The following is a 13,373-nucleotide window of genomic DNA, read 5'->3' as shown; positions in this document are numbered from 1 at the left end:
CTCCACGGTACCGCGAGACCCCGGGCGGCGCTCAGACTTTGAAAGGACTGACATCGCCGGCGCCCTCGCGCAGAATCTCGGGGGTTTCGTCCAACAGGCTGACGACACTGGATTCCTCGAACCCGCAGAAGCCACCGTCGATAACCAGATCGAGCTCGTGCTCGAGCACGTCCCGGATGTAATGGGCATCGTTCAGCGGTTCGGTCTCGCCGGGCGGGATCAGGGTTGTGCTCATCATCGGCTCACCCAATTCTTCGAGCAAGGCCGCCGCGATCCGGTTGGCCAACACCCGCAAACCGATGGTGCGCTTTTTCGGGTGCATCAACCGACGCGGTACTTCCCGGGTGGCGGACAAAATAAAGGTAATGGGGCCGGGGGTGTTGTTCTTGATCAGCCGAAAGGCGACGTTGTCGACCTTGGCGAAATTGGACAATTCGGACAGGTCGCGGCACACCAGCGTCAGGTGGTGGCGGTCGTCCAGATTGCGAATCCGGCGAATGCGGTCGACGGCCTGCTTGTCGTCCATATGGCAGCCCAGGGCGTAGGCGCTGTCCGTCGGGTAGGCGATGACGCCACCCTCACGCACGATTTGCGCGGCCTGTTTGATCAGGCGTGGCTGCGGGTTTTCGGGGTGGATCACAAAAAACTGGCTCATATGTTGGCTCCCGCCAAGGGTTGAGGAACGCGGCTCACTTTAGCACCGGTCATCGGGCGAGAAAACCCGCAGTGTTCCGCTTTCAAGCAGGTCGGTCAGACGCTGGCCATCGTTGGGCCACTGCGGATAGAACCCCAGTCGCGCCCAGGGCGTGTCCGGCAGGTGGAAATCGCTGCCGCCGCCAATGAACAGATCCTGCTCGCGGCAGTAGTCGACCAGTCGCTTGCGCAGTTCGGGCGGCATGGCCGGACAGCTCACCTCGACCGCTTGCCCCCCGGCCAGTTGAAAGTCGGTCAGCAACTGGTCCAGTTTACGCCAGGTCAGTTTGTAGCGGTGCGGATGGGCCAGAACCGCCACCCCGCCACAGCGACGGATATCGTCGACCGCGCGTTCCAACTCCGGCCAGTTCTGTTTGACGTCGCCAACCTTGCCCTGCCCCAGCCAGCGTTTGAATGCCTGAGCGCTGTTCTTTGCCTGACCGGTCTCGACCAGATGACGGGCGATGTGGGGCCGACCGAGCGTGCCTTCGCCAGCCTGGTCGCGCACCGCCTGTTCGTCGATGCTCAGCCCTTCCCGTCGCAATACGAACAACAAGCGCTCCAGGCGTTGCTCCCGGATATGATCGTAGCGTGCCTCCACGGCCCGCCAGTCGTCGCTGAATACATCCATGCCGATGCCGACCACGTGAATCGATCGTTTTTGCCAGATGGACGACAACTCCGCGCCGGACCAGAGCTTGAGATCGTCCGACAGCTGTCCGGATTCCGTCAGCCAGCGAAAGCCGGCCGCGGTATCGTGGTCGGTCAATACCAGGTGATCCAGCTGTTGTTCCAGTGCCCGGTCGTACAGGGTTTGCGGAGAGAGTGCGCCGTCGGAAAAATCACTGTGGCAGTGCATTTCCCAGGTGTGAGCGATGTTGGAGTTCAATCAGAAGCCTGTTGCTGTAGAATTTGCGCTTCCCGTATTATGCCAGCTCCTTCAACGGACATCATTCATCGAGTCACCGAGGATTGAACAACCATGTGGTACAGCATTGTTTCCGAAGACGTGCAGGACAGCTTGCCGTTGCGCCAGAAAGCCCGCCCGGAGCACCTCGCCCGACTGGAGGCTCTGAAAGACGAAGGCCGCCTGCTGCTCGCCGGCCCCAACCCCGCCGTGGATGCCGAAAACCCGGGTGACGCGGGGTTCACCGGCTCGATCGTGATCGCCGAATTCGCATCGCAGGAAGCGGCACAACAATGGGCCGATGAAGACCCCTATGTGGCGGCCGGGGTGTATCGTGGTGTGACTGTGAAGCCGTTTAAAAAGGTATTGCCTTAGAGGTTCTCCCTCTGGGAGAGGGGATTAAAGACCATGTAAAAGGTGAACTGCGCCTCTGAACTTACGCTATCAAAGCCTTTACACTTAACGCTTGGCTAAACAATAGCCACGACCCCGGCGCAGACACGATTCCAAAAACCCAAGGCCCCGCCCGGGCACCTGAAAATCGACGAGAATTCAACGCAATGACACGCTCCACCTTCCTGAAACCGATTCTTGGCTTGATCGCAACGGCCCTGATCAGCGGCTCCGCATTCAGCGCCACCTACTGGCTCAGCGATGAACTCTGGGTCAACGTTCGAACCGGAGCGGGCGATCAGTTCCGCATTCTGAAAACCATTCCTTCCGGCACCCGCATGGAAACGCTGGAGGATGAGCCGAACAACGGCTACCTGCACGTTCGCACCGAAGAAGGCATCGAAGGCTGGGTTCCCGAACGCTTCCTGCAGGACGAACCCACCTCCGAAATCCGCATCGCCAATGTGCAGGCCGAACGGGACGAGCTCCAGCGCCAACTCGAAGAGCTGGACACCAAATACAAGGATCTACTCGCCGACAAGGGCGATGTAAACGGGGAACTGGAAACCCTGCGTTCGGAAAACGCCCGCCTGAGCGACGAACTGCAAAGCATCAAACAGGTCAGTGAAAACGCCATTCAACTGGACCAGCACAACCAGGAACTGGCGCAGGAAAACGCCAGCCTGAAAAACGACCTCGACCTGGCCCAATCCAAACTCAGCAACCTCCAGGAAAGCCGGGAAAGCCGCATGCTGATGGCCGGTGGCGGACTGATCGTCCTGGGCACCATCCTGGGTCTGCTGCTGCCGAGAATGCGCTCCAAGCGTCGCGACAGCTGGGCATAAAATGGGTAGGAGCGCACGCCGTGCGCGACAATTGGGACAACGCCTCCACCCTCATGTCGCGCACAGCGCCGGTCCGGATCATGGCTCCTACACCCCGGTCCTCCCCGCGTGATAAACTCCGTCGAAAATTCAACGGATGACACCATGGCCTGGTCCAACGAACCCATCGATAAAGCCTACACCCTGTCCAATCTGGCGGATCTGCTGAGTCAGGGCTTGCTGGGTTCCATGTCCCGATTCAGTCACTTCCAGATCGTCGAGTGGTGCGCCCGCTTCGCCGAACACTATGACCGCGAACCGGACAACGAACTGCCCGCGACGCCCGAACAGGCTCTCGACATCGCCGACGATGTCGTTGTGCAGTGGGAACTCTACCTCGCCACCCAGTACACCCTGGAAGAGCTGAATCGCTTTTCGCTGGGCGATGTGGTCCTGCCCAAACAATTGTTCGAAACCTGGCTCAACCACCTGCTGGACCTGCCCACAACCCACTGATGGACACGCCCGAACTGGAACTGACGCCGGACGGCACACCCCGCTCGGCCCGATACGACGACGTCTATTTCTCCCGCGATGACGGCCTGGCGGAAAGTCGCTTTGTGTTCCTGGACCACAACCGGCTGACCGAGCGTTTTCGCGCCATGCGGCCAGGCGAAGTGTTCACCATCGTCGAAACCGGGTTCGGTACCGGCCTGAACTGTCTGGCGACCTGGCAACGGTTTCGCGAGTGCGCGCCGGCATCCGCCCGTCTGGTCTTCGTCAGCACCGAGCGATACCCGCTCAGCCGCGAGGAAATCGGCACCAGTCTCGATCACTGGCCGGAACTGTCACCGCTGCTGGCGCGACTGGTTGAACGTTACCCGCATCGATTCGAAGGCCACCACTGCGTCGAACTGGACGACCGGGTCGATCTGTTGCTGCTGTTCGGCGATGCCAACGACACCCTGGCCGACCTGAACGCCCACGTGAACGCCTGGTTTCTGGACGGCTTCGCCCCTTCGAAAAACCCGGAACTCTGGCAACCCCCTGTGTTCGAGGCCATGGCCCGGCTCAGCAAGCCCGGCGCCACAGCGGCCACCTTCACGTCGGCCCGAGTCGTGCGCGAAGGCCTGGCCGGGGCCGGTTTCGAGGTGGAACGGGTGAAAGGCTACGGCCGCAAGCGCAACATGGTGCAGGCTCGGTTTACCGGCCGCTGCGGGCCGCCTCAACCGGGCCTGTGGCCACGCAACGAATGGGCCTGGCCGGAACCTGGAACACGACGCGAAGTTGTAGTCGTCGGTGCGGGGCTCGCCGGGGCGCACACGGCTTGGGAACTGGCCCGGCGCGGCTGGACCGTGACCGTCCTGGAACAGGCCGAATCCCCGGCCGCCGGCGCCTCCGGCAACGCCCAGGGAGCGGTCTACGCCCGTCTGTCCCATGACGACTCCGCCAGCAATCGCTTCTATGCCCAGGCGCTGGAACTGGCCCAGGCGCGACTGGCCCGCCTGCCCGAGCACGTGGCGCATCAAACCTGCGGGTTGCTGCAACTGAATCAGGGTACCAAGGAAGCCGCTCGCTTCGACCGCTTTCAGGCGCACAACCCCTTTCCGGACAGCCTGGTGTCCCTCATCGACACGGAAACCGCCGAAACACGGGCCGGCGTCCGGCTGGGTGCGCAGGCGCTGTATTTTTCCGGCGGCGGCTGGGTCAGCCCGGCCGATCTGGTCGCGGACCGGCTTGACCACCCCAACATCCGCGTGTTGACCGGTCATCGACTTACCGGTCTGTTACAGACCACCACGGGATGGCAACTGACCTGCGATACCCATCGGGGCTCCATTACATTCGACAGCCCGACCGTCATCCTGGCCACGGCCTGGGAAAGCGCTCGACTGCCGGCCAGCGCCTACCTGCCGGTCCGCCCGATCGCCGGCCAGGTCACCCGGATCTCAAGCCAGGGCGCCGTCAGCGACCTGAAAACCGTTCTGTGTTCCGACCGCTACCTGGTCCCGGCGCACGACGGCCAGCACTGTCTCGGTGCCACCTTCCACCTGAAAGACACCGGCACCGAGACCCGGCCGGAAGACGACGCGGACAACCTCAACGCTCTGCAGGACCGCCTGCCCGGTGTCATAGGCCCCTTTGAGACCGTGACCGGGGCCCGCGCCGGCGTCCGCTGCGCTTCACCGGACTACCTGCCCATGGTCGGCCCCCTGCTCGACGCGGAGGCGTTCGACGCCCTATACCGCGTCCCGCTGCAAAAACGACTGACCCGGCGATTGCCGCCACCTCCCTGGCACAACGGGCTCTGGATCAACATCGGCCATGGATCCAAGGGCCTGTGTTCCGTACCCTTGACCGCCAAACTGCTGGCCGCCTGGCTGAACGGCGAACCCATGCCGGTACCGCACAGCCTGGCCAACCACCTGAACCCCAATCGCTTTGCGATCCGATCGATGATTCGAGGCAAACGATGAGCCGATATCGACCACCCCGTCCCCGCAGCAGCCCCTACATCACGCCCGAAGGCGAAGCCCGACTGCGCGAGGAACTGCATCAACTGTGGAAAGTGGAACGCCCGCTGGTCACCCAGGAAGTCTCCGACGCCGCCAAACAGGGCGACCGCTCCGAGAACGCCGAGTACATCTACGGCAAGAAGCGCCTGCGCGAAATCGACCGCCGGGTGCGGTTTTTGAGCAAACGACTGGAATCGCTGAAAGTGGTCGACAGCCTGCCGGACAACGCCGACCGCGTCTTCTTCGGCGCCTGGGTCCGCATCGTCGACGAAGACGAGACCCCGCAGGTGTTGCGCCTGGTCGGCCCCGACGAATTCGACGCCGACAAACGCTACATCAGCATCGACTCACCCATGGCCCGGGCACTGCTGAAAAAGCAGGTCGACGACGAAATCGTCGTCCGAACGCCCAAGGGCGAGACCGAATACTGGATCACCGATATCAGCTATCAGGGTCCTCCAAAGGAGGACTAGGCAGGGATTTCGACTTCGCATCCGGCTTCGGCAAGGCCTCGCGCAGAGCCCGCATCGAGCGGATGATCTCTTCCGCCGCCAGGTAGGAATAGCCCAGGCTCTTGCGCATCTCACGCGCCTTCAGCCCGGCTTGCAGGTAACGGTCGACTTTTTTCACGGCGGCGTCCTGGTGGGGGTGCCCCTTTATTGTAGGAGCGCACGCCGTGCGCGACAACCAAAGCCAGGCTCTCCCTGCAACAGCGCGCGCCATACTCTCCCCGTAGGAGCGCACTCCGTGCGCGACATTAACAAGGTTCCACCGGCTCCATGTCGCGCACGGCGTACGCTCCTACAAAGCCAACCAGGTGCCATACCCTCTACCAACCTGCTAAAATTCACGCCCAATTCAACACCGGACCCACTATGAGCCGCCTTTTTGTCGACCACCTCACCGTCCTCGACTTCAGCTACTTCCACCCCAAACGCGGTGTCGTCGGGGAAAGCTGGATCGTCGATGTCGAACTCGATGGCGACCTCAACGACGAAGGCATGGTCTTCGACTTCGGCCATGTCAAAAAACTGCTCAAACAGGCCCTCGACTCCGGCATGGACCACACCCTCGTCCTGCCCGCCAACCTGCCGGGCCTGACGATCGAGGAGCCCGACAACCGGGAACGCATCCACGCCGAATACGTCGTGAATGACCGTGTCCACTTCCGTTACCAAAGCCCGCGCGAAGCCGTTTTCCTGGTCGAGACCGACGACATCAGCATCGACAGCGTCGCGCCGATGCTCGAAGCGCACCTCAACACCCTCGTCCCCGACAACGTCACCCGGGTTCGCCTGAACCTCCGTGTGGAGGAGATCGACACGGCGTTCTACCACTACTCCCACGGCCTGAAAAAACACCAGGGCGACTGCCAACGCATTTGCCACGGCCACCGCTCCCGGATCGACATTCGTCGCAACGGCACCCGCGACCACGACATCGAACGCGACTGGGCCGCCCGTTTCCAGGACATCTACCTCATCACCCGCGAAGACCTTCAGGACAGCGACCTGCCCGGCCTCACGCACGTCGGCTACGACGCCGAACAAGGCCGCTTCGACGTCTGGCTGCCCGAAGACCACACCTGCACGTTAGACACGGACACCACGGTCGAACTTATCGCCCATTACATCGCCACCGAACTCGGACGCGAATACCCGAACGACCGCTGGACCGTCAAAGCCTACGAAGGGGTCATGAAAGGCGCCATCGCCGAACACCGGCCATGACCGCTCGTCCTGCGAATGGTAGACTTAGGGTTACATTGACTAAGTACACTATTGTGCCAAAACCCGCACAGGCGGCCGGGTAGACCCATCCAGGGTCGCCGTGAACCCATCCATGGGGGCTTGGCGGCAGCATCCATGCTGCCGACATCCCTGGCTGGGTCTACCCGGCCCCCTGCGCTAGCCTAAGTGGACATAGTGGATAGTAGGTAGGTTGGATTAGCCGAAGGCGTAATCCAACAAGATCAACCCGCTTAGGTTTGAGAGCCACAATATCGAATGCTGGATTACGCCTGCGGTTACCAAACCGTTGGATCGATCCGACCTAAGAAACTTGAGATATATGCAACAAACATGTTTGTTAGCATACGGTCATGGCCGGTAGGGCTAGCGACCGATGCAGGGGGTGCTCAGTCGGGGGTGTCTGAGGCATGGATGCCGAGGCCAAGCCTACATGGACGTATTCACGGCGACCCCGAATGAGCACCCCCTGTAGCGGGCGCGGGTTCAACCACCACCCCAACAAACCACAGTAACCAACCCAACCGTCGGAACCATAGAATGACGCTTTATCTCTACAATACCCTGTCCGGAAAGAAAGAAGTCTTTGAACCTCAAGATCCGAACAGAGTCACCTTCTACGCCTGTGGTCCGACCGTCTACAACTACGTCCATGTCGGCAACGGCCGCTCCGCCGTCGTCTTCGACCTGTTGAACCGCCTGTTGCAGAAGCTCTACCCCAACGTCATCTTCGCCCGAAACATCACCGACGTGGACGACAAAATCAACGCTTCCGCCAAAGAAGAAGGCGTCGACATCAAACAGTATGCCGAGCGGTTTACCGAAGCCTATGCCGACGACATGCAGCGCCTGGGCAACCAGGTCCCCACGCTGCAACCCAAGGCCACCGAACACATCCCGCAGATCATCGACATCATCCAGCGGTTGATCGAGCGCGGCCATGCCTACGAATCCGAAGGGCATGTTCTGTTCGCCGTCGAATCCATGGACGACTACGGCCGCCTGTCGCACCGCAACCTGGACGACATGCTCGCCGGCGCCCGCGTTGAAGTCGCCGACTACAAACGCAACCCGATGGACTTCGTACTCTGGAAACCCTCCAGCGACGACCTGCCCGGCTGGGACAGCCCCTGGGGGCGAGGCCGCCCCGGCTGGCACATCGAGTGCACCGCGATGATCATGCACCACCTGGGCGAGACCATCGACATTCACGGCGGCGGCAGCGATCTTGTCTTCCCGCACCATGAGAACGAAATGGCGCAAGGCAAGTGCTGCGTACCGGACAGCCACGGTTATGCCCGGTACTGGGTGCACAACGCCATGCTCGACGTCGAAGGCGAGAAAATGTCCAAATCATTGGGCAATTTCACGCTGCTGCGCGACGTTCTGGATGCTTTCCCGGGCGAACTGGTGCGCCTGGCGCTGCTCTCGGCCCACTACCGGTCCAACCTGAACTGGTCCGAACAGCTGATTCACCAGAGCCGTCAGACGCTCGACCGGCTCTACACTGTTCTGCGCGACAGCGAAGACCTGGAGCCGGATATGCCAGCCGACCTGCTGTCCCTCGAGGCCATCCAGGCGCTGCTCGACGACCTGAATACGCCCAAGGCGCTGGCCGCGCTGCACGAAGCGTCCGGTCGATTCTTCAAGACCGAAGACAAAGCCGAACGCGCGCGCATCAAGGGTGAGATCATCAGTGTTTGCGGCGTGCTCGGGTTGCTGCAGGAAGACCCGGAAAGCTGGTTCAAGGGAGATGGCGGCGAAGGCGGCCTGACCGAGGACGAGATTGAAGCGCTGATTCAAGCACGGCAGGATGCCAAGAAAGCCAAAGACTTTGCCCGTGCGGATGCGATTCGGGACGAATTGAAGGAAAAAGGAGTGGTGATTCAGGATACAAGGGAAGGAACACGTTGGTCGCGGGAAGGGTAAATTGGGCATCCGAACCACGAGTTCAATGCAGCCACTGCAGCACGTAGGTTGGATTAGGCCGAAGGCCGTAATCCAACAAACATGGGCACTCGAACGATGAAATACCCCCTGATCGCCCTGGTCCAACTCTACCGCTGGCTCATCAGCCCGCTGTTGGGCCCGCGCTGCCGCTACTACCCGACCTGCTCGGAATACGCCATGATCGCGCTCAAACACCATGGCGCCATCAAAGGCGGCTGGTTGGCGATTAAACGCATCGCCCGGTGCCACCCGGGCTGCGAAGGCGGCATCGACCCGGTACCCGGCGTGCCACTGCCCGAATACAACGATACAGACAGCACTGAAGATTCAGACAGCAACGAGGACTGTCGTCATGATGATCGATAAACAACTGCTCAACATCCTGGTCTGCCCGGTCACCAAGGCACCGCTGCAGATCGACCGCGAGAAAAATGAACTGATCTCCACCGCCGCCAAACTGGCCTACCCCATCCGCGACGGGATTCCGGTGATGCTGGAGGACGAGGCACGGGCCCTGGGGCAGGAGGAGTATGAGTTCTGGCTGTCGAAGAAGAGTACGCACGTGTAGGAGCGCACGCCGGATTCCCTGTAGGAGCCATGGTCCGCACGCGGCGCCATGCGCGACCGGTAGTCCAAGCCACCGAATCGACTCGGGCACAAAAAGGAGAGACGGCCGCATACACCAAGTCGCGCACGGCGTGCGCTCCTACTCCTCCGGCTCCTCCCCAGGCGCCATATGAATCGTCTGAGTCGGAAACGCGATCTCCGCTCCATTCCGATCAATAATATCGATGATCTGCAACATCACGTCCTGCTTGATCTCATGAAACTTCACCCACTCCGTTGTCTTGGTGAAGGTGTACACGAAGAAATCGATCGATGACGCCGCGAACTTATTCACGTTGACGATCAGGGTCGCAGTGGTGTCGATCTCTTCATGGTTCTGCAGCATCTCCTTCACTTCCGCGACAATGGTCGCCACCTTGGTCGCGTCCTCGTATCGCACACCAATGGTCTCGAATATCCGCCGGTTCAGCATACGGGACGGGTTCTCCACGGAAATGCTGGCGAAGGTCGCGTTGGGTACGTACAGCGGTCGCTTGTCGAAGGTGCGAATGCGCGTCAAGCGCCAGCCGATGTTTTCCACCGTGCCCTCGATTTCCTTGTCCGGCGAACGCACCCAGTCGCCAACTTTAAACGGCTGATCCAGATACACCATCAGGCCGCCGAAAAAGTTGGCCAGCAGATCCTTCGCCGCGAAACCGATCGCGATGCCGCCGATACCGCCGAACGCGAGCACCCCAGAAACCGAAAAACCCAGCGACTGCAGTACAACCAGCGCCGTGGTAATCAACACCGAGAAACGCAGCAACTTGCCCAGCGCCGAGGCCGTGGTGGCGTCCAGCGGCTTTTTCACGTTAGCCGGGTCCTGAACCGTCTCTTCGCCTTTATGGATCAGGCTGACCATGAACCAGGCGAAGATCACGATGAAGGACACCTCCCGCACCGGATCGACAAAGTCGAAAATAGGCTCCTCGGAGACCTTCTTGACCACGTCCGTGGCCCATAGCAAACCGTTCAACCAGATAAACAGCCGAACCGGCTTGCGGGCGGACCGGATCAGCAGGTCATCCCAGAAGGTCTTGGTCTTCTGGGAGGCTGTCTCCAGACGGTCGAACACCTTCTTGACGATGTAACTGACAATCAGCGTCAGCAACACGATCACGAAGGCCTGCATGATCCAGGTGTGTTCCTGACTCAAACTCAACAAGCGCGCCAACCAGTTGACCGCTCCGTTGACATTCTCTTCCATGCCTTTTCCCCTTTATCGATTGCGAACCCGTGCGAAGACCGACGATCAACCCATGATACACTGGTCGGAAATCGTCAGACGTCCAACAGGTCCACACTATGTACATGATTATCAAGCATTTTCATATGACACTGGCCGCCCTGTCCATCACCGGGTTCATCGCCCGCGCCGTGTTGACATGGATGAAGCATCCGGTGATGCACAGGAAATGGGTCCGGGTCGCACCGCACATCAACGACACCCTGCTGCTGATCGCCGCCCTGGTACTGGCGTTTATGATCCAGCAATACCCGTTCGTCCACGGCTGGCTGACGGCCAAGGTGGTCGCTCTGGTGGTCTACATCGGGCTGGGGACCCTGGTCATCAAGCAACGCGGCCCGGCCTGGTTTCAGGGGCTGGCGTTTGTGCTGGCGGTGATGACGTTCGGGTATATCGGATGGGTGGCGTTCAGCCACTGGCCGTGGCCCTGGCAGCTGTAGGAGCGCACTCCGTGCGCGACACAATAGAGCCACAGGTTAATCAAATCGCGCACGGAGTACGCTCCTACAGGAAATCAGTCAAGGCAGGGGTGATCCGACACATCGGAGAGGGTCTAACCAATCAGGAAGAAACAGACGCCTTACGCTCGGTCGGCAACCACCCGGTCATCAGCTTGATCCAGGCATAAGCCGCCACAGACGCCAGCATAATCACCGCTTGCAGAGAAAAACCGCTGTCGATGAGCGCAACCACCAGCCCCATCTGCACGGTATAGCCGGTAACCAGAGCGCACCAGCGGCAAACCAGGGTCGAGCGCGACCATTCGTACCAGCACACCAGCGGTACAAACAGAAAGGCAACCACCCATTGGGCGGTTGAAAAGAAACTGACTAATGAAAAGGATTCACTCATGGCCACGAATTCTAACGGCTATCGAGCCACAAGGATAGGACTTTAGTGCGAGAAATCCGATAACTGCCCCACACTTTGACGGGAAGTTTTCAGTTTTTCCTTAAAAATGCCAAACAGACCACATTATAATGCTTTCCAGCAAAGACCAACCGGGACGTTGAAGCTCCCGGAGGATGCCGCAGTACCTCCCCGCCTGCTGACGTCTCGTGCTAGTCTGTACACCCCGTATTCCAGACAACGGATTACCGAATGAAATGGCACTTTGGCCATAAACTGGCGCTGCTTATGACGCTACTGGTTCTGGTGGCGTCGTGCATCCTGGGGTATACCCTGGTATACCGCCAGTTTTCGATGATGGAATCCCAGTTCAACGCCACCGGCGCCACCCTCGCCTCCCAGTTGAGCGCGGCTTCGGTCGAACCCATGTTCACCGAAGACCAGTTGGCGCTCGGCAACCTGGTGTTCTCGCTGTCCGACCAACCGTCGGTCGTCTCGGCTGCCGTTATAAACAAGGATGGCGACATTCTTGCGGACGCCGGTCGCAGCCTACCGACCCTGTCCGACGTCAACGCCTTCAAGAACGCCGGCTCATTGACCGCCGACAATGACATTGTCTGGTTCTATGCGCCGGTCGTTTTTCGCGGCGTCAGCGGCGGCGCGGCCTGGGTGGGTATGGACAAATCCCACCTGCTGGCCAGCCAGCAGGGTGTCATTCAGTCCGGCATCATCGTGGTCACATTACTGGTTCTGTCCATCACCCTGGTGGCCGTCCGCCTCGGTCAGTCGTTGGGCAAGCCGGTCCGGGATTTGATCCAGGGGACCCGCGCCATCGAGTCCGGCCACTATGGTTTTCGCATTCGCGGTACGCATCGGGGGGAATTCAGCGACCTGACCAAGGCGTTCAACAACATGGCCAAGGGGCTGGAAGAGAAACAACGGGTCGAACGGTTGTTTTCCCGCTTCGTCAGCGACCCGGTGGCCGCCCGCTACATGGCCCAGGACAACGTCGAACTGAAGCAGGAAGGCAAGCGGGTGGACGCCAGCGTGGTCTTCGTCGACCTGGTCGGCTACACCGCCTTCAGCGAAGGGCGTCACCCGGAGGAAATCGCCGAGGTGCTCAACCTCTACTTCACCGAATTCGCCAATACCTGCCACCAATTCAACGGCAATGTTGACAAATACATCGGCGACTGCGCCATGCTGATTTTCGGCTGTCCCCAGCCGGACCCGGAACACCGTTACCACGCCATGAAGTGCGCGCTCCAGATTCGCGAACGCATACACACCCTGAACGAATTGCGGGCCAAGGCGGGCGACCCCTGCCTCGACATTCGCATCGGCCTGAGCGGTGGCACCGTGCTCGCCGGCCTGCTCGGCTCGCACGAACGGATGCAGTACACCGTCATCGGCGAACCGGCCAACCTCGCCTCGCGTCTGTGCGACCTGGCCGCGCCCGGCCAGGTCATGACAGACAAGGCGTTTTATGCCGCCCTGACCCGCAGGCACCCGCTCCAGGCGCACGAAACCCAGAGCATCCAGGTTAAGGGCTTTCAGACCCCCATCGAAACTCTGACCATCGACAACTGGCCTGAAGAATCCAGCCTTCCAAGCCTGGGCCACGAGAAGACCGGATCCTGA

General features: G+C 60.5%; 16 protein-coding genes. 11 read left to right on the top strand and 5 right to left on the bottom strand.

What is annotated here, in order from left to right:
• Positions 1-31 precede the first annotated feature (31 nt).
• On the bottom strand, positions 32-655 hold the full coding sequence (locus tag IE111_RS15225; protein WP_189610260.1) for an L-threonylcarbamoyladenylate synthase: 624 nt from the start codon (positions 653-655) through the stop codon (positions 32-34).
• A gap of 39 nt (positions 656-694) precedes the next feature.
• Positions 695-1,582, bottom strand: coding sequence for a PHP domain-containing protein (locus IE111_RS15220; protein WP_189610258.1), 888 nt, complete (start codon positions 1,580-1,582; stop codon positions 695-697).
• A gap of 93 nt (positions 1,583-1,675) precedes the next feature.
• Between IE111_RS15220 and IE111_RS15215 the strand changes: the two genes are divergently transcribed.
• From IE111_RS15215 to greB, 5 genes are all read left to right on the top strand, one after another.
• Positions 1,676-1,975, top strand: a complete 300-nt coding sequence (locus IE111_RS15215; protein WP_189610256.1) for a YciI family protein — start codon at positions 1,676-1,678, stop codon at positions 1,973-1,975.
• A 185-nt stretch (positions 1,976-2,160) separates the two neighbouring features.
• Complete coding sequence (locus IE111_RS15210; protein ID WP_189610254.1) at positions 2,161-2,838, top strand: TIGR04211 family SH3 domain-containing protein; 678 nt, start codon at positions 2,161-2,163, stop codon at positions 2,836-2,838.
• 144 nt (positions 2,839-2,982) lie between these two features.
• A complete protein-coding gene (locus IE111_RS15205; protein ID WP_189610252.1) occupies positions 2,983-3,333 on the top strand; it encodes a hypothetical protein in 351 nt (116 codons plus the stop codon).
• A complete protein-coding gene (gene mnmC, locus IE111_RS15200) occupies positions 3,333-5,294 on the top strand; it encodes a bifunctional tRNA (5-methylaminomethyl-2-thiouridine)(34)-methyltransferase MnmC2/FAD-dependent 5-carboxymethylaminomethyl-2-thiouridine(34) oxidoreductase MnmC1 (RefSeq protein ID WP_189610249.1) in 1,962 nt (653 codons plus the stop codon). The genes IE111_RS15205 and mnmC overlap by 1 nt, the downstream gene beginning before the upstream one ends.
• A complete protein-coding gene (gene greB, locus IE111_RS15195; RefSeq protein WP_189610247.1) occupies positions 5,291-5,806 on the top strand; it encodes a transcription elongation factor GreB in 516 nt (171 codons plus the stop codon). The genes mnmC and greB overlap by 4 nt, the downstream gene beginning before the upstream one ends.
• Here greB and IE111_RS15190 read toward each other — a convergent pair.
• Entirely contained in the window at positions 5,775-5,963 is a 189-nt protein-coding gene (locus tag IE111_RS15190; RefSeq protein ID WP_189610245.1) for a hypothetical protein, read from the bottom strand. The genes greB and IE111_RS15190 overlap by 32 nt on opposite strands.
• A gap of 245 nt (positions 5,964-6,208) precedes the next feature.
• Between IE111_RS15190 and IE111_RS15185 the strand changes: the two genes are divergently transcribed.
• From IE111_RS15185 to IE111_RS15170, 4 genes are all read left to right on the top strand, one after another.
• Positions 6,209-7,063, top strand: a complete 855-nt coding sequence (locus IE111_RS15185) for a 6-carboxytetrahydropterin synthase (RefSeq protein ID WP_189610243.1) — start codon at positions 6,209-6,211, stop codon at positions 7,061-7,063.
• A gap of 558 nt (positions 7,064-7,621) precedes the next feature.
• Positions 7,622-9,010 carry a cysteine--tRNA ligase gene (cysS, locus tag IE111_RS15180; RefSeq protein WP_189610241.1) on the top strand — a complete coding sequence of 463 codons (1,389 nt, stop codon included), beginning with the start codon at positions 7,622-7,624 and terminating at the stop codon, positions 9,008-9,010.
• Positions 9,011-9,106: 96 nt separating this feature from the next.
• Entirely contained in the window at positions 9,107-9,397 is a 291-nt protein-coding gene (gene yidD, locus IE111_RS15175; RefSeq protein ID WP_189610239.1) for a membrane protein insertion efficiency factor YidD, read from the top strand.
• On the top strand, positions 9,387-9,599 hold the full coding sequence (locus tag IE111_RS15170) for a Trm112 family protein (RefSeq protein WP_444544502.1): 213 nt from the start codon (positions 9,387-9,389) through the stop codon (positions 9,597-9,599). The genes yidD and IE111_RS15170 overlap by 11 nt, the downstream gene beginning before the upstream one ends.
• 138 nt (positions 9,600-9,737) lie before the next feature.
• Here the strand turns inward: IE111_RS15170 and IE111_RS15165 are convergent, their stop codons facing one another.
• Positions 9,738-10,844: a mechanosensitive ion channel family protein gene (locus tag IE111_RS15165; protein WP_189610238.1), complete on the bottom strand. Its 1,107-nt coding sequence runs from the start codon at positions 10,842-10,844 to the stop codon at positions 9,738-9,740.
• Between the two features lie 98 nt (positions 10,845-10,942).
• On the opposite strand from IE111_RS15165, the gene IE111_RS15160 reads away from it, so the two are divergent.
• The gene (locus tag IE111_RS15160) at positions 10,943-11,323 is read left to right on the top strand and encodes a SirB2 family protein (RefSeq protein WP_189610236.1); all 381 of its coding nucleotides are present in this window, start codon (positions 10,943-10,945) and stop codon (positions 11,321-11,323) included.
• A 121-nt stretch (positions 11,324-11,444) separates the two neighbouring features.
• Here IE111_RS15160 and IE111_RS15155 read toward each other — a convergent pair whose 3' ends face one another.
• A complete protein-coding gene (locus tag IE111_RS15155) occupies positions 11,445-11,735 on the bottom strand; it encodes a hypothetical protein (RefSeq protein ID WP_189610234.1) in 291 nt (96 codons plus the stop codon).
• 249 nt (positions 11,736-11,984) lie between these two features.
• Between IE111_RS15155 and IE111_RS15150 the strand changes: the two genes are divergently transcribed.
• A complete protein-coding gene (locus IE111_RS15150; protein ID WP_189610232.1) occupies positions 11,985-13,373 on the top strand; it encodes an adenylate/guanylate cyclase domain-containing protein in 1,389 nt (462 codons plus the stop codon).

Source organism: Saccharospirillum salsuginis (genome assembly GCF_014651855.1).
GTDB lineage: Bacteria > Pseudomonadota > Gammaproteobacteria > Pseudomonadales > Natronospirillaceae > Saccharospirillum > Saccharospirillum salsuginis.
The sequence above is the reverse complement of the archived record's forward strand: the minus strand, read 5'-3'. Positions and strand labels throughout refer to the sequence as shown.

What these genes read in the sequence shown, in the direction of transcription:
- cysS (WP_189610241.1), top strand. Translation starts at nt 7,622, where the DNA reads ATGACGCTTTATCTCTACAATACCCTGTCCGGAAAGAAAGAAGTCTTT.
- yidD (WP_189610239.1), top strand. Translation starts at nt 9,107, where the DNA reads ATGAAATACCCCCTGATCGCCCTGGTCCAACTCTACCGCTGGCTCATC.
- IE111_RS15150 (WP_189610232.1), top strand. Translation starts at nt 11,985, where the DNA reads ATGAAATGGCACTTTGGCCATAAACTGGCGCTGCTTATGACGCTACTG.
- IE111_RS15160 (WP_189610236.1), top strand. Translation starts at nt 10,943, where the DNA reads ATGTACATGATTATCAAGCATTTTCATATGACACTGGCCGCCCTGTCC.
- IE111_RS15225 (WP_189610260.1), bottom strand. Translation starts at nt 655, where the DNA reads ATGAGCCAGTTTTTTGTGATCCACCCCGAAAACCCGCAGCCACGCCTG.
- IE111_RS15210 (WP_189610254.1), top strand. Translation starts at nt 2,161, where the DNA reads ATGACACGCTCCACCTTCCTGAAACCGATTCTTGGCTTGATCGCAACG.
- IE111_RS15155 (WP_189610234.1), bottom strand. Translation starts at nt 11,735, where the DNA reads ATGAGTGAATCCTTTTCATTAGTCAGTTTCTTTTCAACCGCCCAATGG.
- IE111_RS15185 (WP_189610243.1), top strand. Translation starts at nt 6,209, where the DNA reads ATGAGCCGCCTTTTTGTCGACCACCTCACCGTCCTCGACTTCAGCTAC.
- IE111_RS15170 (WP_444544502.1), top strand. Translation starts at nt 9,387, where the DNA reads ATGATCGATAAACAACTGCTCAACATCCTGGTCTGCCCGGTCACCAAG.
- IE111_RS15215 (WP_189610256.1), top strand. Translation starts at nt 1,676, where the DNA reads ATGTGGTACAGCATTGTTTCCGAAGACGTGCAGGACAGCTTGCCGTTG.
- IE111_RS15165 (WP_189610238.1), bottom strand. Translation starts at nt 10,844, where the DNA reads ATGGAAGAGAATGTCAACGGAGCGGTCAACTGGTTGGCGCGCTTGTTG.
- mnmC (WP_189610249.1), top strand. Translation starts at nt 3,333, where the DNA reads ATGGACACGCCCGAACTGGAACTGACGCCGGACGGCACACCCCGCTCG.
- greB (WP_189610247.1), top strand. Translation starts at nt 5,291, where the DNA reads ATGAGCCGATATCGACCACCCCGTCCCCGCAGCAGCCCCTACATCACG.
- IE111_RS15205 (WP_189610252.1), top strand. Translation starts at nt 2,983, where the DNA reads ATGGCCTGGTCCAACGAACCCATCGATAAAGCCTACACCCTGTCCAAT.